The following is a 24289-nucleotide window of genomic DNA, read 5'->3' on the forward strand; positions in this document are numbered from 1 at the left end:
CCGCGGCCGATCTGGCCGAGGACGGCGGCGGCGCGCTCGTGGACGTGCGCCACCTGCGCGTCACCTACACCTCGCCGGACGGCCGCGTCACCACGCCCGTCCGCGACGTCTCCTTCACCCTCGCCCCGAAGGAGCGGGTCGGCATCGTCGGCGAGTCGGGGTCCGGCAAGAGCCTGACCGCCGCCGCCATCGCCCAGCTCATCGAAGAACCCGGTCACGTGGAGGCGGAGCGGCTGCGCTTCATGGAGGCCGACCTGCTCGCGCCTGACGCCGCCACCCAGCGCGTCCTCGGCCGCAACATGGCCATGGTGTTCCAGGACCCCGGCGAAGCGCTGAACCCCGCCATCAAGATCGGCACGCACCTCGTCGAGCCGGCCGTCATCCACCTGGGCGAGAGCAAGCCGGACGCCAGGCGCAAGGCGCTGGACGCGCTGCGGGCGGTGGCCATCACCGACCCGGCGCGCCGCTTCGAGCAGCACCGGCACGAGCTGTCCGGCGGCATGAAGCAGCGGGTCGGCATCGCCATCGGCCTGATGGGCGAGTCGCGGCTGCTCATCGCGGACGAGCCGACCACCGCGCTCGACGTCACCGTGCAGCGGCAGATCCTGCGGCTGGTCGACCGGCTCGGCGCGCGGACGGAGGCGGGCCTGCTGTTCATCTCGCACGACATCGCCGTCGTGTCCGAGCTCTGCGACCGGATCATCGTCATGTACGCGGGCTTCATCGTGGAGGAGGCGACGACCGCCGACCTGCTCGACTCGCCCGCGCACCCGTACACGTCGGTGCTGCTCGCGGCCAGCCCGCGCATGGGGCTGGACAAGAGCCGGCCGCTGGTCGCCATCGACGGCCGCATGCCGGGCCCGGACGCCGACCTGCCCGGCTGCTACTTCGCGGCGCGCTGCCCCCGCGCCGACGCCACCTGCCTGTCCAGCCGCCCGCCCCTGCGCGAGCTGGCCGACGGCCGCCGCGCCGCCTGCTGGCATCCGCTCACCGAACCCGGGGACGTGCCGGCCGGCGAAGGAGCGACGATCTGATGACCGCCTCCGACGCCCTGCCGGCCGTGCCCTACGCGCTGACCAGCGAAGGAGTGTCGATCTGATGGCCGCTCTGTCGGTCGAGGACCTCACCGTCCGGTACGGCTCCGTCACGGCCGTCCGCGGCGTCTCCTTCGACGTCGCCGCCGGCTCCGTGCTCGGCCTCGTGGGCGAGTCGGGCTCGGGCAAGAGCACGGTGGCCCGCGCCCTCGTCGGGCTGACGCCGGCCACCGGGAGCATGCGGATCGACGGCGCCGACCTGTCGTCCCGGCAGGCGCGCCGCCGGGTGCAGCTCGTCTTCCAGGACTCGCGCAGCTCGCTGGACCCGCGTTTCACCGTGGAGCAGTGCGTGGCGGAGGGGCTCACGGGGGTGCGCGGGCGGGACGCCTCAGCGCGGGTGGCCGAGCTGCTCGACCTGGTCTCGCTCGATCCCGCCGTCGCCAGGTCCCGTCCCGGCGACCTGTCCGGGGGTCAGCGGCAGCGGGTGGCCATCGCCAGGGCGCTCGCGGCCCGTCCCGACGTGGTGATCGCCGACGAGGTGACCGCTTCGCTGGACGTGTCGGTGCAGGCGATCGTGCTGAACCTGCTCCGCCGGCTGCGGGCCGAGCTGGGGCTGACCATGATCTTCATCAGTCACAACCTCGCCGTCGTGGAGTACATGTGCGACGACCTGGCCGTGATGTTCGACGGCCGCATCGTCGAGTACGGGGCCGTGGACGAGGTCATCGGGCGGCCCGAGCATCCGTACACGCGGTCCCTGCTGGCGGCCGTACCGGAGATCGGGCAGCGCCGGCTGCTGTCGGAGGCCGACGTGGAGGCGTCAGCGGTCACCGATCCGGCCTCGGCGGGAGGATGCGCCTACCGGCTGCGCTGCCCGATCGGGCCGGCCGCGCACCCGGAGCGGGAGATCTGCGTGACCACGGAACCGGCCGCCACGGCCGCGCACGCGCACCGCGCCGCCTGCCACTTCGCCCGCGAACTGGACGACCCGGTCGGCCCGCGCGCCTGAGCCGGTCGGCCCGCTCGGATGACCGGGCGGGCGCCTCGGCGGTCCGGCGGTCCGGCGGTCCGGTCGCGCCTGCCGACCGGCGGTCCCGTCAGCGGGCCGGTGGGGCGGTGCTGGCGCGGACGATCAGTTTCGTGGACAGCTCGACGCGGCCCTGCGGCAGGTCGGCGCCCTCCTCGTGGGCGAGCAGCGTGCGGATGGCCAGCGCGCCCAGCTCGGCGATCGGCTGCCGCACCGTAGTCAGCGGCGGCGAGATCCACTGCGCCACCGGCACGTCGTCGAAGCCCACCACGCTCATGTCGTGCGGCACGGACAGGCCCCGCTGCTGGATCGCGGCGTAGACGCCGGTCGCCTGCTCGTCGTTGGCGGCGAAGATGGCCGTGGGCGGGTCGGGCAGGTCGAGCAGGGTCAGCGCCGACTTCAGGCCGGAGGAGTAGTGGAAGTCGCCGTGCTCGACGAGCCCGTCGTCCGGCGGGATGCCCGCCCGCTCCAGCGCGGCCCGGTAGCCGGCCAGGCGGGCCTGGCTGCACAGGAAGCGCATCGGCCCGGTGATCGCCGCGATGCGCCGGTGGCCGAGCTCCAGGAGGTGGCGGGTGGCGGCCAGCCCGCCGCCCCAGTTGCCCGCGCCGATCGACGGGTCGTCGGAGTCGACGTCGCCGACCGGATCGACGAGGATCACCGGCACGCCGAGCTGCGCGATCCGCTTGTGGTCGGCCGGCGACAGCTCCGACAGCGCGAGCACGATGCCGCGCGAGCCCCGGTCGGAGACGTCCTCCAGCCACTGCTGGGCCCGTCTCGGCCCGCTGTCGAGCACCGAGACGACGATGCCGACCCGCGCGGCCCGCGCCGCCGCCTCCCCGCCGCGGATCATCTCGGCGGCCCAGGGCGTGCTCGCGTCGTTGAAGAGCATCTCGATCAGGCCGCCGCGCCGGCCCGCCGCCACGGCGCGCTTGGTCCGTTTGGTGGGGACGTAGCCGCGTTCGACCAGCATCGTTTCGATCTGGGCCCGCGTGGCCGGCGCCACGTCCGCGCGACCGTTGAGCACCTTCGACACGGTGGCGCGCGAGACGCCGGCCGCGGCGGCGATATCGGCGACGGTGACCCGCCGTTCGACTGAGTCAGACACCAAGACATGCTCCATTGCGGAAACCGGGCTTCACTGTCGCAGCTACCATCGTAGGGGCCGCGAGACAGCCGGACCGAACCTCGCGGACGCCGGTACGACCGCGACGCGCCGGCCACCTGGAACCCGCGCGCGGGCGCGCCGGACGCCGGGTCACCGCGTTCACATCCATCCGCCGTCGACGATCCAGTTCTGTCCCGTGCACATGGCGCTGTCGTCGGCCGCCAGCCACAGCACCATGCGCGCCACGTCGGCGGGCATGACGTGCTCGCGCAGCGACTGGGCCCCGCGTACCTTCTCCAGCGTCTCGGGGGTGGCCCACAGCGCGAGCTGCCGTTCGGTGAGGACCCAGCCGGGGATGACGCAGTTGACCCGGATCCGGTCGGGGCCCAGCTCCCGTGCCAGGGTGCGGGTCATGCCCTCGATGGCGGCCTTGGCCGCGATGTAGACCGGCAGCCCGACGAAGTCCGCGTGCGCGCTGATCGAGCCCAGGTTGATGATCGAGCCGCCGCCGAGTTCGCGCATGCCGGCGGTGACCGCCTGGATGGCGAAGAAGTGGTGGCGCAGGTTGACCGCCATCCCGTTGTCCCAGAACGCCTCGTCCACGGCCGCGCTGTCGTGGCGTTCGTCGTTGGCGGCGTTGTTGACCAGGATCGAGATCGGCCCGAGCTCCGTCTCCACCGCCGCCACCGCCGCGCGTACCTGCTCGACGTCGCGCACGTCCGCGTGGACGAACAGGGGCTTCGGGCAGTCGAGCTCGGCGATCCGGGCGAGCAGCCGTTCTGCGCCCTCGGCGTCGATGTCGGCGAAGCCGACGCGGGCGCCCTGCGCGGCGAGGGCGGCGACGAACTCCGAGCCCAGCCCGGTCGAGCCGCCGCTGACGAAGGCGACGCGGTCGCGCAGGCTGGGATAGACGGCGTAGCGCGGCTCCCCGGCCTCGGCGGCGTGTGGTGCGATGGTCATGGCGACCCCCAGGGCAGTAGCACGCCTCTGCCGACCGAGCCGCCGGCCAGGTCGGCGAAGGCCGTGTTGACGTGGTCCAGCGGATAGCTCCGGCCGATGAGCGCGTCGAGCGGCAGGCGGCCCGCGAGGTAGAGGTCGAAGATCCTGGGCAGGTCGATGAGCGGGTTGGCGGAGCCGTACAGGCTGCCCACCACCCGTTTCTCCCGCTGCACCAGCAGGTTCAGCGGGACGGCGAACGTCGTGCCGACCGCGCCCAGGCCGACGGCCACCAGCGTGCCGCCGGGGCGGAGCACGTCGATCGCCGTCTCCAGCGTGGCAGGACGGCCGATGGCCTCGATCGCCCATTCGGCGCCGCGCGGCCGGACGGCCCTGACGGCGGCGGCGACGTCCTGGCTGGAGGCGTCCACGGTGTGCGTGGCGCCGAGCCGGGCGGCCATGGCGAGGCGTTCGGGGACGACGTCGACGACGATGATGGGGTTCGCGCCGGCCAGCCGGGCGCCGAGCACGCTCGACAGCCCGACGCCGCCCGCGCCGAAGATCACGATGGCGTCGCCCGCGCACTCTCCCACGGCGTTGAGCACGGCGCCGACGCCGGTGATGACGGCGCACCCGGCGATGGCCGCGATCTCGGGCGGCACGTCGGACGGAACGGGCACCACGGCGCGCTCGGAGACCACGCAGTATTCGGCGAAGCAGGACACGCCCAGCAGGTGGTGGACGCGCGCGTCGCCGTCCCTGAGCCGGGTGGTGCCGTCGAGCAGGCCGCCCGAGCTGGCCTGGATGCCCGCCGCCTCGCACAGGGCCGGCCGTCCCGCCAGGCAGTAGGGGCACTGACCGCACCGGGGCCGCCACATCAGGCAGACCCGGTCACCGGGCTTCACCCCGGTGACGCCCGGGCCGACCTCCTCGATCACGCCGGCGCCCTCGTGCCCCGGCACGACCGGGAGCGGGGAGCGCAGGTCGCCGGTCAGGTAGTGCTGGTCGCTGTGGCAGACGCCCGCCGCCTCGACCCGGACCAGGACCTCTCCCGCGTGGGGCGGGTCGAGTTGTAGTTCGCGGACGGCAAGGGGGGATCCGACGTGTTCCAGCAGCGCGGCTCTCATCTGCCCCCTCCGGTCGCCCTCGCAGCCGGCCGGTGAACGAGGAGACGGCGTACTCGTCCGGCAACGTGCTGCTCAGGTCTGGACTCGATCGTTGTAACGGTAGATGTCACGAACACTTGACGTCAACAGTTTCGGAACTTTCGACCGCCGTCGTCGCAGGACGCCAGGCCATCGTGCTGGTGTCCATCGGCGTCCGGCGGCGGCGGTCTGTCGTGAGACAGCCTTTCGACATGCGGATATGCCAGGATCTCGGGTGCGTTCCGGCACCCGTCGCGCGGGTCGCGACATCTCGAAACTCGTCTCGACAGGATCGGAACTGCCCATCCGGTGGGGCCGCTCCCCGGCCGCCGATCGCGGTGTCCCGGGAGCGGGCCGACCATCGTGGGTATCCTCCGGAAATGCCCCAGAGGACCGTGCTGACCTGCCCCCAGTCCGAACTCGTCGCGGTCTACGAGGCCGCCCTGCGCAACCTGCTCGACGTCAACACGATCGGCGGGATCATCCGCGCCGGCGGCGGCTATCCGACCCCGTGGACCAGGGACGCCTCGATCAACTCCTGGTACGCGGCCAGCCTCCTGTCACCGGACGCGGCCCGCGACACCCTCATGGCCGTCACCGGCGGGGGTCTCGTCCAGCAGGACGACCAGTGGTGGGACCAGATCATCTGGGCCGTCGCCGCCTGGAACCACGTGCTGGTGACCGGCGACGAGGAGTTCCTGGCCCGCGCGTACCCGATCGCCGCGGCGACGATGGAGGTCCTGGACAAGGAGCGGCTCGACGGAAGGTACGGGCTCTACCGCGGTGGCTCCGTCATGCAGGACGGCATCTCCGGCTACCCGGAGCCGCCCAACGACCCCGCCATCGGCTCCAGTTTCGTGCTGGACTACCCGGAGGCGCACCGGATCATGTGCCTGTCCACCAACGCCGTCTACGCGGGGGCGCACCGGGCGCTCGGCAGGATGGCGGCCGCGCTCGGCGCCGACGACCGGCCCCACCTGGAGCGGGCCGACGCCACGGCCGCCGCGGTGAACCGGTGGCTGTGGCGGGAGGACGCCGGGCTGTACGGCTACTTCCTGCACGAGGACGGCCGGCTGGATCCGCACCAGGAGACCCTGGGGCTGGCCATGGCGATCCTGTTCGGGGTGGCGGACGAACGGCGGGCCGCCCTCGTCGCGGCGAACACGCATCGCGAGCCGCGCGGCGTGGTCAACGTCTGGCCGCATTTCGACCGGTACAGCCCCGACCGTCCCGGCCGCCACAACGCGATCTGCTGGCCGATGGTGATGGGCGTGTGGGGCGACGCGATGGCGCGCGGCGGTCACCAGGACCGCCTTCTCGAAACCCTGACAGACCTGCTCGACCTGTTCACCGGCGGCAGCCCGATCGACGGCGACCCGGCCGGCGCGGGCCCGGCCGGCGGTGGCGGGCTGTACGAGGTCTACCACGCGATCACCGGCGTGCCCGACGGCGGCTGGCAGCAGGGCAGGCCATGGCCGTCGGAGCCCGACCAGACCTGGTCGGCCACCACCCTGCTCGGCCTGGTGCACCACGGCCTGTTCGGGATCAGGTTCGAGCCGGAGGGGCTGCGCTTCTCCCCCGCCGTACCCGCGCACTGGACCGAGGCCACGCTGAGCGGCCTGCGCTACCGCGACATGACCCTGGACCTCACCGTCTCAGGGGGCGGCACGCGCGTACGGGACGTCCGCCTCGACGGACGCGAGGCGGACCTGATCCCGGCGGACCTCACCGGCCACCACGACGTCCGGATCACACTCACCTGAAGCGCCTGGTGAGAAGCCCGATGCCCGCGCGACGAAAGGAGCAAAAAGCTCTCCGCCTATTCACGTGATCGCTTGCGCCACCTAACGTCTTTTCCTATCGGGGTCCTCCATCGGGCACACAGAAGGGGAGGAGATGGCCGACATGACGGATACGGCGGCGCAAGATGGCACGGCTTCCGACGACGGGTTAGCCCGCGACGACTACGCACTGCAGCGGGTCCCCCAGCAGGCCCGCTACGGCTGGCTCACCGTCGCCGTACAACGGTTCGGCATGCTGTCCGCGCTGTCGCAGTTCCTGCTCGGCGCCACACTCGGCATGGGCATGCGTTTCTGGGACGCCGTGCTCGCCATCACCCTCGGCGCGGTCATCCTGGAAGTGGTGGCCATCGCGATCGGCGTCGCCGGCATGCGCGAGGGCCTGTCCACCGCCGTGCTCGCCCGCTGGTCGGGCTTCGGCCGGTACGGCTCCGGGATCATCGGCGTGGTGATCGCGGTGTGCCTGCTCGGCTGGTTCGGCGTGCAGTCCGGCGTCCTCGCCCAGGGGCTCGCCTCCCTCCTCGGCGGACCTCCGGTGTGGGTGTGGGCGATCCTGTCCGGGCTCGCCATCACCGCCATCGTCGTGCACGGGTTCGCCGGCATGGCCTGGACCGCGTGGATCACCGTTCCCGCGTTCCTCGCGCTGGCCGGCTGGGCCATCGCGGTCGAGCTGGGCAGGCAGGACCTGGGCAGCCTGATGGCCTCGGCGCCGCCCGGCCCGGCCCTGAGCCTGGCCCAGGCCACCACCATCGTGGCCGGCGGCTTCATCGTCGGCGCGGTCATCTCGCCGGACATGACCCGGTGGAACCGCAGCGCCGCCGACGTCGTCAAGCAGACCGTGCTCGGCATCACGCTCGGCGAGTACGTGATCGCCCTGGTCGGGGTGCTGCTGGCGCACGCGCTGCGCACCGGCGACGTGATCGCCATCGTCACCACCACCTCCGGCGCCGTCGGCACGATCGTGCTCGTCAGCGCCACCCTCAAGATCAACGACTGGAACCTGTACGCCGCCAGCCTCGGCACCACCAACGCCCTGCACACCGCGTTCGGCATGCGGGCCAACCGCGCGGTCGTCACCGTCGCGCTCGGCGTCGTCGGCACGGGCCTGGCCGCGGCCGGCATCCTCGACCACCTCATCGGCTTCTTCACCCTGCTCGGCGTGGCCATCCCCCCGATCGCGGGCATCATGGTCGCCGAGTACTACGTGGTGCGCCGCTGGCGCGCCGAACTCGACGCCTCCCGTGCCTCGGGAGAGCTGCCCGCGTCCGCGCCCGGCTGGGTTCCGGCGGCGCTGGTGATCTGGCTCGTCTCCTCCCTCGTGGGCCACTATCTGACGTGGGGCATCCCCGCGCTCAACGCCCTGCTCGTCGCGTTCGTCCTGTACGCCGCCGCGGGCCGCCTCCACCTCACCGGCTCCCCTTCCCGCACCACCACCTCCGCCTGACCCGACCTCCGCTTCGCCCCCTTCCAGACAGGAGTTCTTCGTGCGCGTTGGGATCGACGTGGGCGGCACCCACACCGACGCCGTCCTCATGGACGGGTCCACGGTGGTCGCCGAGGTCAAGGCCGCGACCACGGCCGACGTCACCGGGGGCATCGTCACCGCGTCGCGGCGCCTCCTCGACGGCGGCGGCGTCGATCGCGGCGCCGTCGACGGCGTCATGATCGGCACGACGCACTTCACCAACGCCCTGGTGACCGGCCGCCGGCTGGCGCCGACCGGGATCGTCCGGCTGGCGCTGCCGGCGACCGCCGCCCTGCCGCCGCTGGTCGACTGGCCGGAGCGGCTGGTGGCGGCGATCCGCCCGAGCGTGCACCTGTGCCACGGCGGCCACGAGTTCGACGGCCGCCCGATCTCGCCGCTCGACCCGGACGAGCTCCAGCGCGCGGCCGCCGACCTGGCCGCGCGGGACATCCGTACCGTCGCCATCAGCTCGGTCTTCTCCCCCGTCAACGCCGAGCTGGAGGAGCAGGCGGCGGCGATCCTGCTCGCGGAGCTGCCGCACCTGCACGTCAGCCTCTCCCACCAGATCGGCCGGATCGGGCTGCTGGAACGCGAGAACGCCACCATCGTCAACGCCTGCCTGCGCGATCTCGCCGGCGAGATCGTGGACGCCTTCGCCCAGGCCCTGGCCACGGTCGGCGTGAGCGCGCCGCTGTTCCTGTCGCAGAACGACGGCACGCTCATGGACGCCGGGCACACCCGCCGCTACCCGGTGCGCACGTTCGCGTCCGGCCCCACCAACAGCATGCGCGGCGCGGCGTTCCTGTCGGGGCTGAGCGACTGCGCGGTGGTCGACATCGGCGGCACGACCACCGACGTCGGCATGCTGTCCGGCGGCTATCCCCGGCAGGCGAGCGGTGAGGTGGACATCGGCGGCGTACGCACGAACTTCCGCATGCCGGACGTGCTGTCGATCGGGCTGGGCGGCGGCAGCCGGGTCACCGGCACGCCGGAGCCGGACATCGGCCCCGACAGCGTCGGCTACCAGCTCACGGAGCACGCGCTGGTGTTCGGCGACCGGGTGCTGACCGCGACCGACCTGGCCGTGGCCGCCGGGCTGGCCGACGTCGGCGACGCCTCCCTCGTCCGCGGACTGGACCCCGAGCTGGTCCGCCGCGGGGTCGCCCGGATGTCCGCGACGGTCGCCGACCTGGTGGACCGGATGCGGGTCACCCCCGAGCCGCTGCCGGTGGTCATCGTGGGCGGCGGCGGCGTGCTGATGCCGTCCGAGCTGCCCGGCATCCCCGCGACGCACCGGCCCGAGCACGGCGCGGTGGCCAACGCGATCGGCGCCGCCATCGGGCAGATCGGCGGGGACGTGGACCGGCTGTTCGCCGTCACGGCCTCCGTCACCCGCGAGGACGTCCTCGAACAGGCCCGCGCCGAGGCCGTCGAACGGGCGGTCGCGGCGGGCGCCGCACCTGACAGCGTGCGGATCGTCGACGTCAACGAGGTGCACGTGCCCTACCTGCCCGGCAACGCCGTACGCGTACGGGTCAAAGCGGTCGGCGATCTGGACCTGAGCGCGAAGACGTCTCCCAGCGAGGAACAGGAGCGGCAGTGGGCTACGAGCTGACCGTGGAAGGGCTGCGCGACCTCGCCGAGGGCGCCGCCGTGCTGGGTACGGGCGGCGGCGGCGATCCGTACATCGGCCGGCTGCTGGTGGAACAGCAGCTCCGCGCCGGGCGCACCATCCGCGTCATCGGCGTGGACGAGCTGCCCGACGACGCGCTCGTGCTGCCCAGCGCCATGATGGGCGCACCCACGGTGTTCGTGGAGAAGGCGCCGTCGGGGGCGGGCAACGTGATCGCGCTGCGGGCGCTGGAACGCCACCTCGGCCGTACGGCGGCCGCCACGATGCCGATCGAGTGCGGCGGGATCAACTCCATGATGCCGCTGCTGCTCGGCGCCCAGACCGGGCTGCCCGTGGTGGACGCCGACGGCATGGGCCGGGCCTTCCCCGAGCTGCAGATGGAGACGTTCGCCGTGTACGGGGTGCCGGGCTCGCCCATGTCGATCGCCTCCGACCACGGCGACAGCGGCATCATCGACGCCGTCGACAACCTGCGCATGGAGCGGCTGGCGCGGGTGATGACCGTGGAGATGGGCGGAGCCGCCTACATCTGCGACTACCCGATGGACGCGGCGACCGTCCGCCGCACCGCCATCCCGGGGACGCTCTCCCTCGCCATGAAGCTCGGCGCCGCACTGCGCGTGGCCCGCGCCGAGCACGCCGACCCGTTCGAGCGGCTGAGCCAGGCGCTGGCCGGCACGATCTACACGCACGGCATCGTGCTGTTCACCGGCAAGGTGGTGGACGTCGACCGCCGCACGACCGGCGGCTTCGCCCGCGGCACGGTCACGCTGGCGGCCAACGACGATCCGGCCGACGAGATGGTGATCACGTTCCAGAACGAGCACCTGATCGCCCGCCGCGGCGGGCGCGTGGCCGCGATCGTGCCCGACCTGATCTGCACTCTCGACAGCGAGACCGGCCGGCCGGTCACCACGGAGGCGCTCGCCTACGGCCAGCGGCTCGCCGTCTACGCGATCTCGACCCCCGGCATCATGCGCACCCCTGAGGCGCTGGCCTGCTTCGGCCCGGAGGCGTTCGGGCTGAGCGAGCCGTACGTCCCGGTCGAGCGGCTGACCGGCGAACCCGTGTGATCGGCCATCATGGGGTGATGACACGTGGCACGGTGAAGTTCTGGAAGGCCGACAGGGGCTGGGGCGCGATCTCCTCCCCTGAGCTGCCGGTCGGGCGCGACGCGTTCGCGCACTTCAGCGAGGTCGTGGGCGAGGGATACCGGGTCCTGGAGGAGGGCGACGAGGTCGAGTTCGACCTCGTCGAACGGCCACAGGACAGCTTCGACTACGTGGCCGAGAACATCCGCAGGCGGTGACGGCCGTTCCCGCGTGGGATGGTCAGCAGTGCAGGGACGGCGCCGGGGGCTGGGTGGGGGCGGGCCGGGGCAGGGTCAGGACGAAGCCGCTGGCGGGGAGGGTGGGGATGCGGCGCGGGGAGATGGTGAGGTCCTGCTCGGGGACGTCGTAGTCGAGCCGGGCCAGGCGCACCGCGAGGGTCTGGAGCAGGGCGAGGGTGATGTCCTCCCCCGGGCAGCGGTGGCCGGTGAGCGGGTCGCCGCCGCCCTGCGGGATCAGCTCGTACGGGCCGAGCTCGCGACCGGCGAAACGCCCCGGGTTGAAGGTGTACGGCTCGGCCCACAGCTCGGGGTCGTGGTTCTGCCCGAAGACGTCGAGCAGCACCAGTGTGCCCTCGGGGATGCGTTCCCCGGCCCAGGTCAGGTCGCGGGCCGCGACGCCGGCGACGAAGGGCGCGAACGGGTAGAACCGGCGCACCTCCTGAGCGAACGCCTCGGTGTGGGCCGCGTCCCCGTCGCGCAGCGCCTTGCGGTGTTCTGGCCAGCGGTGCAGGGCGTGGGCGGCGAACGTCACGTACCAGGCCACCGCCGCGGTCGGGCGGATGATGTTGAGCAGCTCCACCGCCGCCGTACGGGCATCGAGCGGCCTGCCGCGGGCGTCGCGGCAGTTGACGACCACCTCGACGGCCGAGCCCGCCGGCGCGGTGTCGGTGCCGTCGCGCAGGTCGCCGACCAGGTCGGCCAGCCACGCCTCGCGGCGGATCCTGGCCAGCCGGCCGCGCCAGTGCCGTGGCCCGGCGCTGCCGAACCCGTCCACCATGGCCGTGAGGTCGGCGGCCAGGTCGGGCACCTCGGCGTCGCGGACCGGCATGCCCGCCCACCGGCACACGCCCGCCGTCAGGACCTCCGCGGCCTGCTCGAAGAGCACGACCCGGCGGCCGTCGCCCCACCTGCCGGCCGCCTCGTCCCAGGCCGAGCCCGTGTGCGCCGCGAGTGAGCCGACGCCGACGCCGGTCAGCAGCGACATGAACATCGCCTTGCGCACACGGTGGCCGGGGCCGTCCAGGGTGTGCACCGCGCCGGGCCCGGCCAGCGTGCTCCTGACCGGCTCGGGCAGCGCCGTGCCGCGGCGGACGTTGCCGTCCTCGTAGAAGAAGCGTGCCGCCTCCGGCCCGCGCAGGCCCACGGCCCGGCGTCCGAGCAGCCGGGTGTGCGCCACCGGCCCGTGGGAGCGCCGCAGCAGGCCGGGCAGCCACCCGTAGCCGTCGAGGAGGAGGAAGATCGTGTCGTCCAGCACCAGCATGAGATCAGTCCCCGCCTTCAAGGTCACCGGCGAAGAAGCCGCGCCCGGCCGCGCACCGGTCAGAGGCGGTCATGATCGGAGCCGCCGCGTCCGTCACGAGGGCGGGCCGCCGGGACGAGATCAGCGCCGCGCAGGCCCGAGTACAGGCCGGCCGCGCCCAGCCCCGCGGTCTGGATGACCCGGCTGATGTCGGTGGGGGTGATCAGGCCGATCAGGCGTCCTGCCGGGTCCAGCACCACGGCGCGCCCGTCCGTACAGCCGCCCATCCGGTCGAGCAGGTCGGTCAGCGCCTCCTCAGGAGAGGCCCGCGGCACGTCCTGCGGGGAGCAGGCGATGTCGCGCAGCAGGGTGTGAGGCCGGCGTTCCGGGCTCACCCGGCGGATGCGGTTGAGCGTCACCAGTCCGACGAACGCGCCGTTCTCGTCCACGAGGGGGTACGTGGACAGGCGCTGACGCATCACGACCCGTTCGATGAGGCTCGACACGCTCTCGTCGGGATGGGCGGCGACGGGCGGGCCGGACATCACGTCGGCCACCCGCACCCCGTACAGTGCCGTGCCCAGCCGGGCGTGCTGCTCCTCGGCGCTGGCCGCGTTGACCAGGAACAGGCCGATCAGGGCGAGCCACAGCCCCTCGAACCCGCTGCCGGTGACGACCTGGAGGAAGCCGAGGGCGATGAGCACGTACCCGAACACGCGGCCCGCGCGCGCGGCGGCGATGGCCGCCCGGGCCCGGTCTCCCCAGCGCGCCCACAGGGCCGCGCGCAACACCCGGCCGCCGTCCAGCGGCGCCGCCGGGATGAGGTTGAAGATCGCGAGCAGCACGTTCACCGCGGCGAGGTAGGAGAACATGCCTGCCAGCAGCGCCGCGCCCCCCGTGGTCGCGACCAGCCCCGCCAGCAGGCCGAAGACCAGCCCGGCCAGCAGGCTCGCCCCCGGCCCCACGACGGCGATCCTCAGGTCGGCGCCCGGCGAACGGGGCTCCCCGCGCAGCTCGGCCACCCCACCGAGCAGCCACAACGTGATCCGCTCGACCTCGATGCCGTTGCGTCGCGCCGTCACGGCGTGGGCCAGCTCGTGCGCGAGCAGGGACGCCAGGAACAGCGCCGCCGAGGCCAGCCCGGCCAGCAGGTACACCACCGGCGGGTAGCCGGGGAAGACCACGGGGAAGCGCCCGAGGGCCAGCCCCGCCACCAGGATGACGACGATGACGAGCACGCTCAGGTTGAGGCCGACCTGGACGCCGGCAATGCGGCCCAGCGGGATCGAGGAGCGCATCATTCCTCCTGCCGTTCGGTGTCCGCTTCCCGTACCCGGGCGTGACGGGAGGTCACGCGGCGTGCACGTTGCTCTCCCTCTACCCCGGCATAACGGGAGGTCACACGGCAAATGTCGCGATCTCCACGCCCGCTGTGACACCGCGTTTCTTGGACGTACGACGCGCTCAGTCGAGGAGCTCGACGTACCCGTTCGTTCCGTGCACGCGGATGCGCCGACCGTCCTTGATCAGCCGGGTGGCCCGCTCGACCCCCACCACGGCCGGCAGCCCGTACTCCCTGGCGACCACCGCGCCGTGCGTCATGATGCCGCCCACCTCCGTCACCAGCCCGGCGACGGTCACGAACAGCGGGGTCCAGCTCGGGTCGGTGTAGGCGGTGACCAGGATGTCGCCGGGCTCCAGGTCGGCGTGCGCCATGTCGGTGACGACCCGGGCACGGCCTTCGACCGTCCCCGCCGAGACCGGCAGCCCGGTCAGCGCGCCGTCGGGGGCGTCGTCATGCCGGTACCGGCCGGTGAGGGCCTCGCCGTCCGAGGTGATGACGCGGGGCGGGGTGAGCGTCTCGTACGAACGGAACTCCTCCCGCCTTGTCTGGATGAGTCCGGCGTCCACGTCACCGGTGCGGACGACCTCGCGCAGCTCCTCGAACCGGAGGAAGAAGACGTCCTCCCTCTCCTGGAGGACGCCGGAGCGGACGAGGCGATCGGCTTCGCGGAGCAACGCCTGCTTGTAGACGAAATAGCGGCCGATCATGCCGTATTTCGGATATTCCCGGTAGCCGGCGAAGGCACGGACGCGGTCGATCATGCGCTTGGTCTCCTCGGCCCGCTCCTCCCCCTCCGGCAGGGCGCGCAGGCGGGCCAGCACGTCCTGCTCCTTCCGCCGCGCCTCCTCCAGCCCCTGCTCGAAGTGCCGCTCGGCGGCGCCGGGCGCGAAGTTCCTGACGTTGCCGAGGAGCGCGGGCAGGAGCATGGCCGGGTTCTCGCTCCAGCGCGTCCTGGTGATGTCGATCTCGCCCGGGCAGCGCATGCCGTACTTGCCGAGATAGCTCAGGATGGCCTCGCGCGCCTCCCGCCCGCCGTCCAGCGCGGCCAGCTCGTCCAGGAAGGAGTCCCCTTCCCTGCCCTCGTCCACGACGCGGTGCAGGAACGCGACGAGCTCGGCGTGCGGCCTGATCGTGTCGGCGACGTCGAGCAGCTCCAGACCCATCTCCGACGTGACGTTGTACGGGACGGACTGCGTGAGCACGTCGGCCGCGTTCTTCTCGCCCAGCCACTCCTCAAGGTGCTCGTTGAGCCACCAGCTCGCGTCCATCCCCGCCATGATCAGCGGGAGGGTGCGCGGGTCGAACAGGACGCGCCTCAGCTCGGCGATGTCGGCCAGGACGAAGTCGAACAGCTCCGTCCCGGACAGTTCCCCGATGTCGTGCCGCAGGGTGAGCAGGGACTCCTCACCGCGCCTGATCAGCTCGGTGACGAGCGCGGGGTCGGGGTCTTCGCCGGCCTTGGTGAGATCAGTGGGTACGGCATTGGCCGGTGCGGCGGCGGGGTCGTCGTCCGGGGTCGTGCGGATGAAGTCGCCGCGGTCGAGGACGGCCCGCAGCGCGTCCCGCATCAGCGGATCCGACTTCCCCACCATCTCCAGCATGGTCGCCCGGCGCGACGGCGTCCTCAGGTTGGGCGCCATGTCGACGAACAGCCGCCCGCCCGCCTCGTACATCGGCTGCAGCGTCGTCCGCTGCCACACGGACAGCCCCAGCGGCTTCATCGCGTCCGTCATCATCTGCTGGTGGCCGACGGAGACGTAGACGTGGTTCTCCTGGTCGCCGGCCTCGGGGATGGGGAACAGGGTCGTGATCGGCCGGCTCTGGACGATGTGGAAGTCGTCGCCCACCAGGCACCATTCGATGTCCTGGGGCCGGCCGAAGTGCGCCTCGATGTGCCGGCCCAGCCGTACCAGCCGCAGGACCTGGGCGTCGGTCAGCGCCGGCTCCGTCTGCCGCCCGGCCGCGACCGGCGCGTCCTCGACGCCGCCCTCGCGCGCCGCCCGGACCGAACGGGCCTTGGTGGCGACCGCCGTGCCGATGACCTGGTCGTCGCGCACCGTGTAGACGTCCCCGGCGACCAGTCCGGCGACGAGCGATTCGCCGAGCCCCCACCCGGCCTCCACGGTGGCGACCTTCCGGTTCGAGGTCACCGGGTCCGCGGTGAACAGGATCCCGGCCGCGTCGGGGAACACCATCCGCTGGACGACCACCGCCATGCGTACCTTGCGGTCGTCGAAGCCGTTGCGGCGCCGGTAGGTCACCGCGCGTTCGGTGAACAGCGAGGCCCAGCAGCGCCGGACGTGCAGCAGGACCGCGTCCAGGCCCGCGACGTTGAGGTAGGAGTCCTGCTGGCCGGCAAAGGACGCGGTCGGCAGGTCCTCGGCCGTGGCGCTGGACCGTACCGCGCAGGCGGCCCCCTCCCCCAGCCGGGCGAGTGCCGCGCCGATCTCCGCCACGAGGTCGCCGGGCAGCTCGACGCCTTCGACCACGCGGCGGAGCTCGGCACTCGCGGCGCCGATCGCCTCGCGGTCGTCAGGTTCGGCCCGCGCCAGCAGGTCGAGCAGGGCGTCGAGCGACGGCGTCGCGGCCATGACCCGCTGGAACGCGTCCGTCGTGACGCAGAAGCCGTCCGGCACGCGGACGCCCTCGACCGTGGAAAGCTCGCCGAGCTGCGCCCCCTTGCCGCCGACCTCCGCGACCTTCGTCGAGTCGATCTGATCGAAATGCATGACGTAAGCCAATTTCCGTCGCTCCATCGCTCGTCTGGTCGATTGGCAACCGGCAGTATGGAGCACTTTTCGATTTCTCATGAGGCGGGAGCATCTGCTATAACCTGAAACTGGCGGGGAGAAGGCTTACGCCCCGGTTTGACGCCGCTCGCACGGCCCGTCGCACTGCTTACGACGCGCGTACGACCACGCTCCCACGACGAGCGCGCAGCCCAGCCCGCCGAAGGCCAGCCCGCCGAAGAGGATCATCCACGTCACGTCCCCGCTGCTGGTGAACGGCGCCGGCGGCGCGAACGGCGGGATCACCCCGACCAGGCTGAGCGGCACCATGACCAGCAGGACGATCCCGTACCCGCCCAGGCACAACCCCACGCCCCAGGCCGGGACCAGCGGCAGGAGAGCCGGCACCCGCCGCCCGGCGACCAGCGGCACCCACCTCGGGAACACCTTTCCCCACCGGTGCACCAGCCCGAGGGCGAGGAAGACGCCGAGCAGCGCCGCCAGCACCGTCAGATCGACGCCGACGGCCGCCAGCGCCTGGTAGACAGCGCCCCCGTCACTCTCGATCCCCCGCCGCCAGTCCTGACCGGTCACGCCCAGGGCGTCACCGCCGAGAGTCCACACGGTCTTCACCGCCGCCCACGGCACCAGCCCGCACAGCAGCAGCCAGACTATCACCCTGACCCGCGGCGAAGCAGCCACATCACCCTCCAGCCCTCGAACGCCCGCCCCAAGCGTCCAGCCTTCGGCAACGTGCGCGCCTCCCCCGTACGGGGGGAAGCCTTCACCCCTGGGAGCCTGGCCCCTGCCGTTCGCGCGCGTTGTCTCCGGCCGCTCCACGCTGATCCGGGCCCGCGCCACCCACCTCGACTCCCTGGCGGCCCGGCTGCAGGACCCCCGAGTCATGCGGGTGATCGAGCCGATCGTGGCCGGCATGTCGCCGGACACGGACATGTCCTTCGACCACGCCGTCTCCTACGTCCACGATCTGGGCCTCATCCGGGACACCCGAGCCCTGGACATCGCCAACCCCATCTACCGGGAGGTCCTGCTCCGGGTGCTGGGCGATCGCAACGCGAGGCCATGGAGCTCAAGGTCCGGCGACCGGGCGAGCGCGACCCGACCTCCGAGGGCCTCACGCAGCTCGACAGCTACCTCGGCCGCCTCACCCTCGGCACCGGCGTGCTGGTGATGTCCAACCGACGCTCCAAAGCCCTGCCCTGGGCGGAGCGGGGCGCCTTCGAGCAGGCCACCACACCGTCCGGCCGCCACGTCACCGTCCTGCGCGTGTGAGACCGACGCGTCCGTACCCGAGAGGGGCCACTGCGGCATCTCGCGGCCGAGTTGTTGCAGGATCCGATCGGCGGCGTGGCGGAATGAGCCCCACCGGGCGACGACCCGCCGCATGCCTCGCACCGTACGGCCACAGCGTGCTTCGACCGCCGCTGACCAGCACTCTCACCGCCTCGGGCCACACCCTTCCGGCGCACGGAGGAACGCGAACGGCCGGGCGCGCGACCTCACCCAACCCCGCGATGAAAGTTTCACGGCTCGTTGACACGAGGAAAGCGCTTTCCTACGGTCGCCCCGGGCACTGACGCAAACCCACGACCGGCCCGCCGCCGCGACCCCCGCGGCCATCGGCCCATGCCTGGGAGCGCGCCAGGGACCGTGAGAAACGCGTGCGGCATCCGACGACGAAGGCGGGACGAGCATGAGACGAGCAGTCGTGTTACGACTCGGGGCGGCGCTGGCCGCGGCGGCCACGGCGGGGGGCGCCCCCGGCGGCCCCCGCCGCGGTGGCTCTGCCGATGATCCAGGCGTCGGCGGCGGTCGGCACCGTCACCGGGTACGCGAGCGCCAACGGCGGCACCACCGGCGGCGCCGGCGGGCAGACGGTGCGGGCCACCACGGGGACCGCGATCCACGCGGCCCTGTGCGGCCGGGCCAGCAGCAGCACCCCGATCACCATCGAGGTCGAGGGGACGATCAACCACGGCAACACCTCCAAGGTGTCGGGCGGGAGCTGCAACACCGCCGCCGGCGTGATCGAACTCAAGCAGATCAGCAACGTCACGATCATCGGCGTCGGCAACGGCGCCGTCTTCGACCAGCTGGGCATCCACATCCGCGAGGCCCGCAACATCATCATCCAGAACGTGACCGTCAGGAACGTCAAGAAGTCGGGCTCCCCCACGTCGAACGGCGGCGACGCCATCGGCATGGAGAGCGGCGTGCGCAACGTGTGGGTCGACCACGTCACCCTGGAGGCGTCGGGCGGGGAGTCGGAGGGCTTCGACGGCCTCTTCGACATGAAGGACGACACCCAGTACGTGACCCTGTCCTACAGCACCCTGCGCAACTCCGGCCGCGGCGGGCTCATCGGGTCCAGCGAGAGCGACCGGTCGAACGGCTACGTCACCTTCCACCACAACCTGTACCAGAACATCGACTCGCGCACGCCCCTGCTGCGTGGCGGCATCGCCCACATCTACAACAACCACTACGTGGACCTGCACGAGTCGGGCATCAACTCCCGGGCCGGTGGCCGCGCCAAGGTGGACAACAACTACTTCGAGGACTCCAAGGACGTTCTCGGCACGTTCTACACCGACGAGGCCGGCTACTGGCAGGTCAGCGGCAACATCTTCGACAACGTGACCTGGTCCAGCCGCAGCGGCGACAACAACCCCGCCGGTCCCAATCCGCAGTCGAACACCTCCGTCAGCGTCCCGTACTCCTACAGCCTCGACGGGGCGAACTGCGTGCCGGACGTCGTCCGCCAGACGGCGGGCGCCAACAAGGGGCTGCGGGTGTCGGACGGCTCCTGCACGCCCCAGACGCCCACGACCACCCCGACGGTGACGCCGACCGTGACGCCGACGGTCACCCCTCCGCCCGGCGGGACCAACCTCAGCATCGGGGCCGGCTCCGACGGCTCCAGCAAGGCGAGCGGGACGAGCTACGGCCACGTGCGCGACGGCGACATGAGCACCTACTGGTCGCCCTCCGGCTCGACCGGTGACATCTCGATCAAGTGGGGCTCCGCCACGACCGTCTCCAGTGTCGTCATCCGCGAGCCGTCGGGGTCGAGCGGCGGCATCGGGTCCTGGCAACTGCTCGACGCCGGCAACGGCGCGGTGCTGAAGTCGGGCAGCGGGGCGGGCGCGATCACCTTCACGCCGACCTCGCTGAGCAAGATCACGTTCCGGATCACCAGCTCGAACGGCACGCCGAGGGTCGCCGAGTTCGAGACCTACGCCGGGTAGCGAGGGTCCGCCCTTGGCGGGGGTCGTCGGTCCGACGGCCCCCGCTCTTTTCTGAAATGGGGTACGCGGCGTTGAATCCGGGCCGGGCCGGCTGCGTATCCAGGGGAAACGGGTACGGACAGACCGGGTACAAGGTGACGCGTGGCTCGGCGAGGCGCGGCCGTACGGCGGGACCTATCTGGCCGGCGACCGGTGGGCCGTCGTCGCTGAGCCGGCTCTGCTGGACGAGCTGCGCGGCCCGTCATGCGCGGGCGGTTCACTGTTGCAGCAGTGCGAGCAGGTGTCTCAGCCTGCGGAACTGCGGCAGCTCCTCGCCGGCCCCGTCGGACTTGTCCAGGAGGTCCTGGGTGGCGGCGATCCGGGCGGCCTTCGCCGTGTCGTAGTCGGGTTCCGTGCGGGCCCGCGCGTGCAACCGTTCCATGTCCTCGTCCGGCCCCACGAGCGCGTACTCGCCGGCCAGCTCCAGCAGCCCGGCGGCGGCGCCCTCGCTGCCCGCGGCGATCCGCCGTTCCCTCCTGCGCAGGTCCGCGCGCATGACGTCGGTCAGGTGGTCGGGCCCGTGCGCCAGCGCGATCGCGCACATCACCTCAAGGGAGGCCGGCAGCCCCAGGTGGTAGAGCCGGTACGCCCAGTCGAAGTCGTCGTCGTCCTCGTCGGGCCGCCCGCCGTCGAACTGGGCGGCACGCCGCAGGCCGAGGGCCCACCGGTTGTCCGGTTCGGCCACGAGGACCCGGTCGAGGTCCGCCAGCACCGCCTGGTAGCGGCCGGCCGCGCGGTGCTGCAGGGCCCGGGAGGCCAGGGCGACGACGTCGGCGGGATCCTCCGCGATCGTCCGGTCCAGGGTCTGGAGCTCCTTCGCGCGGAGCTCCTCGTCCCCGGCGATCCGCCAGAGGTTCGCCCAGCCGTCCAGGGCCTCGACGAACTCCTCGGGGTTGTCGCCCGCCAGCTCCCACGTGCCCATCACCAGGTGGTGCGCGAACAGCGAGAAGCTCTCGGCGGGGCTGAGCAGCAGCAGGAACAGGTGGTCGCGCAGCTCCGCGGCCTCCTCGTGGCTCGGGTCGAGCTCGGTCGCCCGGTCGAGGTCGGCCAGCGCCTCCTCGTAGCGGTGCAGCTCGACGTAGGCGAGGCCGCGGGCGACCAGGGCGCGCACGTGGCCCGGGTCCAGTTCGATGGCGCGGTCGAAGTCGGCTATCGCCTCCTCGCGCCTGCTCAGGTTCAGCAGGCTGCGGCCGCGCACCAGGCGGGTCAGGGGGAAGTCGTAGCCGAGGGCGATGGCCGTGCTCAGCTCCGCGCACGCGTCCTCGTCGCGGCCCAGACCCGAGTAGAGGATCCCGCGGTTCTCCCTGGCGAAGCCGTCATCCGGGTCGAGCTCGACCGCACGGTCCAGGTCCGCCAGCGCGTCCTCGTACCGCTTGAGGAAGATCAGGACGTCGCCGCGCTCGGCGTACGCCCTGGCGGTGGGGTCGAGGTCGACCGCCCGCTCGACGTCGGTCAGCGCCTCCCGATAACGGCCCAGATCCTTCAGTACGATGCCCCGCAGCAGGATGAGCTTGGCGTCGTCACGTTCGCGGGCGATGGCCTTGTCCAGTTCGGCCAGCGCCTCCTCCTCGCGGTCGAGGTAGTACAGGGCCCGGCCGCGAAGGCCGCGCGCCCAGCCGGACTCGGGGTCGAGCGCGATCGCCCGGTCCAGGTCGGCCAGCGCCTCCTCCAGGTCTCCCTCGGCCAGGTGGATGTCGCCGCGGGCCGCGAAGGCGAAGGCGATGCGGGGGTCGAGCTCGATCCCCCTGGTGAGGTCGGCGAGGGCCTCCGCCCGGCGTCCCATGGTGTTCAGCAGGGAGCCGCGCCCGGTGTGGCTCCAGTAGCGATGCGGATCCAGCTCGATCGCGCGGGTGTAGTCGGCCACCGCCTCCTCAGGGCGGATGCTCCACGACACGTCCGCGCGGTTCTCGTACGCGCCGGCGTTGCCCGGGTCGAGGTCGATCACCCGGTTCAGGTCGGCCAGCGCCTCCGCCTCCCGGTCCAGGTCGTCATAGGTACGCGCCCGTTCGAGCAGGGCCCACGTGTGCGCGGGATCGGCCTGGACGACCCGGGTGAGGTCGGCCAGCGCCTGCTCCATGTGCCCGAGCTGCCGGTGGACGTGGCCGCGCTCGGCCAGGGCGGAGGCGTACCCGGGCTCCAGTTCGAGCGCGCGGTCGAAGTCGGCCAGCGCCTGCTCGTACCGCTTCGCGTAGGTGTGCATCCGGCCGCGTTCGAAGAAGAGCTCCTCGTCGTCGCCGTGGAGCGCGATGGCGCGGGTCAGCTCCGCGACCGCCTCGTCGTCCCGGTCCAGCAACCAGCAGGCCAGCCCGCGGTAGCGGTGAGTGAAGCCGCTCTCGCCGCCACCGAGTTCGAGCGCCCGGTCCAGGTCCGCGAGCGCGTCGTCGTGGTCGTCCATCCAGTAGTGGACGGCCCCTCGCTCGGCGTACGAGCGCCAGTGGGCGGGGTCGGCCTCGATCGCGCGGCCGAAGTCGGCCAGCGCCCGCGGGTAGTTTTTCAGGTAGCGGTGGACCTGGCCGCGCTTCCAGTAGCCCTCCGGGTCATCCGGGTCGTGTGCGACGAACAGGTCGAGGTCGGTCAGGGCTTCGCCGTAGCGTCCCAGTGACTCCTTGACGAGGGCCCGGTGCCAGGGCACGTACGCGTTGCCGGGGTCGGCCAGGATCGCGCGGTCCAGGATCTCCAGCGCCCGCTGGTCGTCGCCGGCGTCGGAGGCCATCAGCGCCCGTTCGATGCTCACCCAGCCCAGCTCGGGCGCCAGCTCGAAGGCGCGGTCGAGGTCGGCCAGCGCCTCCGCCTCCCGGCCCAGCGCCCGGTACGCCTGGCCGCGCGAGCCGAGCGCGTACGCGTAGTCCGGGGCGAGCTCGACGGCCCGCGAGAAGCAGTCGACCGCCTCGTCGAAGCGGCCTTCCAGGCGGTGGGCCTCCCCCTGGTCCGCCAGGGTCTCCGGGTCCTGCTCGGCCAGATTCATCACATCACCCCTGCCGGGTGAACGATCGTGCCCGCCGAATCGTCCCCGTTCGCCACCCCCGGCCTGCGTGGCCAGGCGCCGCCCGTCCGGGCTGAACTTCGGGTCAGCGCCTCTCCGCGATGCCCCCCGAGCACGACGCGCACGCGCGGCTCGCGGGCGGCGGACAGCAGCACGTCGCGCCGAAATCGGTTCGCGGACCCCGGTGAATCGGCGCGGGCGCCTATTCGGGAAAGGCGGGTCCGGGCGTGGCCGGTGAGAGGTCGTGGTCCGGCAGCCTCGCCCGTACGTCGTCGGCGGCGGGGTGCCCCAGCTCGACCAGGATGGCCAGGGAGCGGCGCCAGGTGTGTACCGCCTGGCCGGTCCGGCCGGCGGCCTGGAGCGTGTCGCCGAGGTGGAGCAGGATCTCGGCCTCGTCGTAGCGGTGGCCGAGCGCGCCGCACGAGGCCAGGGCGCGGCGGAAGTGCGCGATCGCGTCGTCGTGCTCGCCCCGGTGGTGCCTGATCATGCCCAGCGTGTCGAGGATGTGGCCCCGCACGGACTCGTCGCCCCGTTCCGTGGCGATGGCCAGCGCCTTCTCGCCGGCCTGAAGCGCCCGCTCGTGGTCGCCGAGGGCGCACCGGCACCAGGCGATCAGGTTCAGGACGTAGGCCTCGGTGGCGGTCAGGCGGGCCGCGCGCAGGGGTTCGAGCGCGGCCCGCGCGTGGCCCAGCGCCTCCTCCATCCGTCCCCCGTGCACACAGGCCAGGCCGATGTCGAAGAGAGAGAAGGCCTCCTCGGCCAGGTCGCCGGCCTCGCGGGCGTAGGCGAGCGCCCGGCGGAAGTGCGTGTAGGCCTGGTCGGGCTCGCCGCGTTCGGCGGTCACCGGGATGAGCCAGCGGTGTGTGGCCGCCCGCGCCCGCTGATCGCCCGTACGGGCGGCCGCCTCCAGGGCCGCCCGCAGGCAGTCGAGGTGTTCCTGCCGGTGTCCCCTGCGCATCAGCCAGAACTGCAGCGCCGAGACCAGCCGGACCGCCTGGTCGTGGCGGCCGTCGGCCATGGCCTGGCGGAGCACCGCCGCCAGGACCGCGTGCTCGGCCTGGAACCAGGCCAGCGCCTGCCGGTGTCCCGCCGGGGCTTCGGCGCGGACGCCGGGCGCGGGCGGCCCGGGGCGCAGCAGCCACTCGGCGGGCACGTGCAGGCGCAGGGCGGCCTCGTACGCGGTGTGCAGGTAGTGCTCCAGGACCCGGTC

At 72.6% G+C, this 24289-nt stretch carries 18 protein-coding genes; 9 read left to right on the top strand and 9 right to left on the bottom strand.

The window, feature by feature from the left end:
- Both ABFX54_RS49410 and ABFX54_RS49415 read left to right on the top strand, forming a co-directional pair.
- Positions 1-1034, top strand: a 1034-nt coding sequence (locus ABFX54_RS49410) for an ABC transporter ATP-binding protein (RefSeq protein ID WP_346114123.1), incomplete at its 5' end; no start/stop codon positions are given.
- A gap of 64 nt (positions 1035-1098) precedes the next feature.
- Positions 1099-2043, top strand: coding sequence for an ABC transporter ATP-binding protein (locus tag ABFX54_RS49415; RefSeq protein WP_346114124.1), 945 nt, complete (start codon positions 1099-1101; stop codon positions 2041-2043).
- Positions 2044-2131: 88 nt separating this feature from the next.
- Here the strand turns inward: ABFX54_RS49415 and ABFX54_RS49420 are convergent, their stop codons facing one another.
- The 3 genes from ABFX54_RS49420 to ABFX54_RS49430 form a co-directional block, all read right to left on the bottom strand.
- A complete protein-coding gene (locus tag ABFX54_RS49420) occupies positions 2132-3166 on the bottom strand; it encodes a LacI family DNA-binding transcriptional regulator (protein WP_346114125.1) in 1035 nt (344 codons plus the stop codon).
- A 159-nt stretch (positions 3167-3325) separates the two neighbouring features.
- Entirely contained in the window at positions 3326-4126 is an 801-nt protein-coding gene (locus tag ABFX54_RS49425) for an SDR family NAD(P)-dependent oxidoreductase (RefSeq protein WP_346114126.1), read from the bottom strand.
- On the bottom strand, positions 4123-5229 hold the full coding sequence (locus ABFX54_RS49430) for an alcohol dehydrogenase catalytic domain-containing protein (RefSeq protein ID WP_346114127.1): 1107 nt from the start codon (positions 5227-5229) through the stop codon (positions 4123-4125). The genes ABFX54_RS49425 and ABFX54_RS49430 overlap by 4 nt, the downstream gene beginning before the upstream one ends.
- Before the next feature lie 398 nt (positions 5230-5627).
- Between ABFX54_RS49430 and ABFX54_RS49435 the strand changes: the two genes are divergently transcribed.
- The 5 genes from ABFX54_RS49435 (at position 5628) to ABFX54_RS49455 (ending at position 11453) form a co-directional block, all read left to right on the top strand.
- On the top strand, positions 5628-7010 hold the full coding sequence (locus ABFX54_RS49435) for an MGH1-like glycoside hydrolase domain-containing protein (protein WP_346114128.1): 1383 nt from the start codon (positions 5628-5630) through the stop codon (positions 7008-7010).
- A gap of 142 nt (positions 7011-7152) precedes the next feature.
- A complete protein-coding gene (locus ABFX54_RS49440; protein WP_346114129.1) occupies positions 7153-8490 on the top strand; it encodes a purine-cytosine permease family protein in 1338 nt (445 codons plus the stop codon).
- Positions 8491-8530: 40 nt separating this feature from the next.
- On the top strand, positions 8531-10126 hold the full coding sequence (locus tag ABFX54_RS49445) for a hydantoinase/oxoprolinase N-terminal domain-containing protein (protein WP_346114130.1): 1596 nt from the start codon (positions 8531-8533) through the stop codon (positions 10124-10126).
- The gene (locus ABFX54_RS49450) at positions 10111-11217 is read left to right on the top strand and encodes an S-methyl thiohydantoin desulfurase family protein (RefSeq protein ID WP_346114131.1); all 1107 of its coding nucleotides are present in this window, start codon (positions 10111-10113) and stop codon (positions 11215-11217) included. The genes ABFX54_RS49445 and ABFX54_RS49450 overlap by 16 nt, the downstream gene beginning before the upstream one ends.
- 17 nt (positions 11218-11234) lie before the next feature.
- A complete protein-coding gene (locus ABFX54_RS49455) occupies positions 11235-11453 on the top strand; it encodes a cold-shock protein (protein ID WP_346114132.1) in 219 nt (72 codons plus the stop codon).
- Between the two features lie 22 nt (positions 11454-11475).
- Here the strand turns inward: ABFX54_RS49455 and ABFX54_RS49460 are convergent, their stop codons facing one another.
- From ABFX54_RS49460 to ABFX54_RS49475, 4 genes are all read right to left on the bottom strand, one after another.
- The gene (locus ABFX54_RS49460; protein WP_346114133.1) at positions 11476-12735 is read right to left on the bottom strand and encodes a cytochrome P450; all 1260 of its coding nucleotides are present in this window, start codon (positions 12733-12735) and stop codon (positions 11476-11478) included.
- A 59-nt stretch (positions 12736-12794) separates the two neighbouring features.
- Positions 12795-14015 carry a site-2 protease family protein gene (locus ABFX54_RS49465; RefSeq protein WP_346114134.1) on the bottom strand — a complete coding sequence of 407 codons (1221 nt, stop codon included), beginning with the start codon at positions 14013-14015 and terminating at the stop codon, positions 12795-12797.
- A gap of 163 nt (positions 14016-14178) precedes the next feature.
- Positions 14179-16788 carry a rifamycin-inactivating phosphotransferase gene (gene rph / locus ABFX54_RS49470; protein WP_346114135.1) on the bottom strand — a complete coding sequence of 870 codons (2610 nt, stop codon included), beginning with the start codon at positions 16786-16788 and terminating at the stop codon, positions 14179-14181.
- A 126-nt stretch (positions 16789-16914) separates the two neighbouring features.
- Entirely contained in the window at positions 16915-17490 is a 576-nt protein-coding gene (locus ABFX54_RS49475; protein ID WP_346114136.1) for a hypothetical protein, read from the bottom strand.
- 381 nt (positions 17491-17871) lie between these two features.
- Between ABFX54_RS49475 and ABFX54_RS49480 the strand changes: the two genes are divergently transcribed.
- Together ABFX54_RS49480 and ABFX54_RS49485 are read left to right on the top strand one after the other, a co-directional pair.
- Complete coding sequence (locus ABFX54_RS49480) at positions 17872-18081, top strand: hypothetical protein (RefSeq protein WP_346114137.1); 210 nt, start codon at positions 17872-17874, stop codon at positions 18079-18081.
- 518 nt (positions 18082-18599) lie between these two features.
- On the top strand, positions 18600-20057 hold the full coding sequence (locus ABFX54_RS49485) for a pectate lyase family protein (protein ID WP_346114138.1): 1458 nt from the start codon (positions 18600-18602) through the stop codon (positions 20055-20057).
- Between the two features lie 256 nt (positions 20058-20313).
- On the opposite strand, the gene ABFX54_RS49490 is transcribed toward ABFX54_RS49485, so the two are convergent.
- On the bottom strand, positions 20314-23061 hold the full coding sequence (locus tag ABFX54_RS49490) for a tetratricopeptide repeat protein (RefSeq protein ID WP_346114139.1): 2748 nt from the start codon (positions 23059-23061) through the stop codon (positions 20314-20316).
- A gap of 220 nt (positions 23062-23281) precedes the next feature.
- A partial coding sequence (locus tag ABFX54_RS49495) for a tetratricopeptide repeat protein (RefSeq protein WP_346114140.1) occupies positions 23282-24289 on the bottom strand: 1008 nt, incomplete at its 5' end.

This window comes from Nonomuraea maheshkhaliensis (genome assembly GCF_039529435.1).
GTDB classification, from domain to species: Bacteria; Actinomycetota; Actinomycetes; order Streptosporangiales; family Streptosporangiaceae; genus Nonomuraea; species Nonomuraea maheshkhaliensis.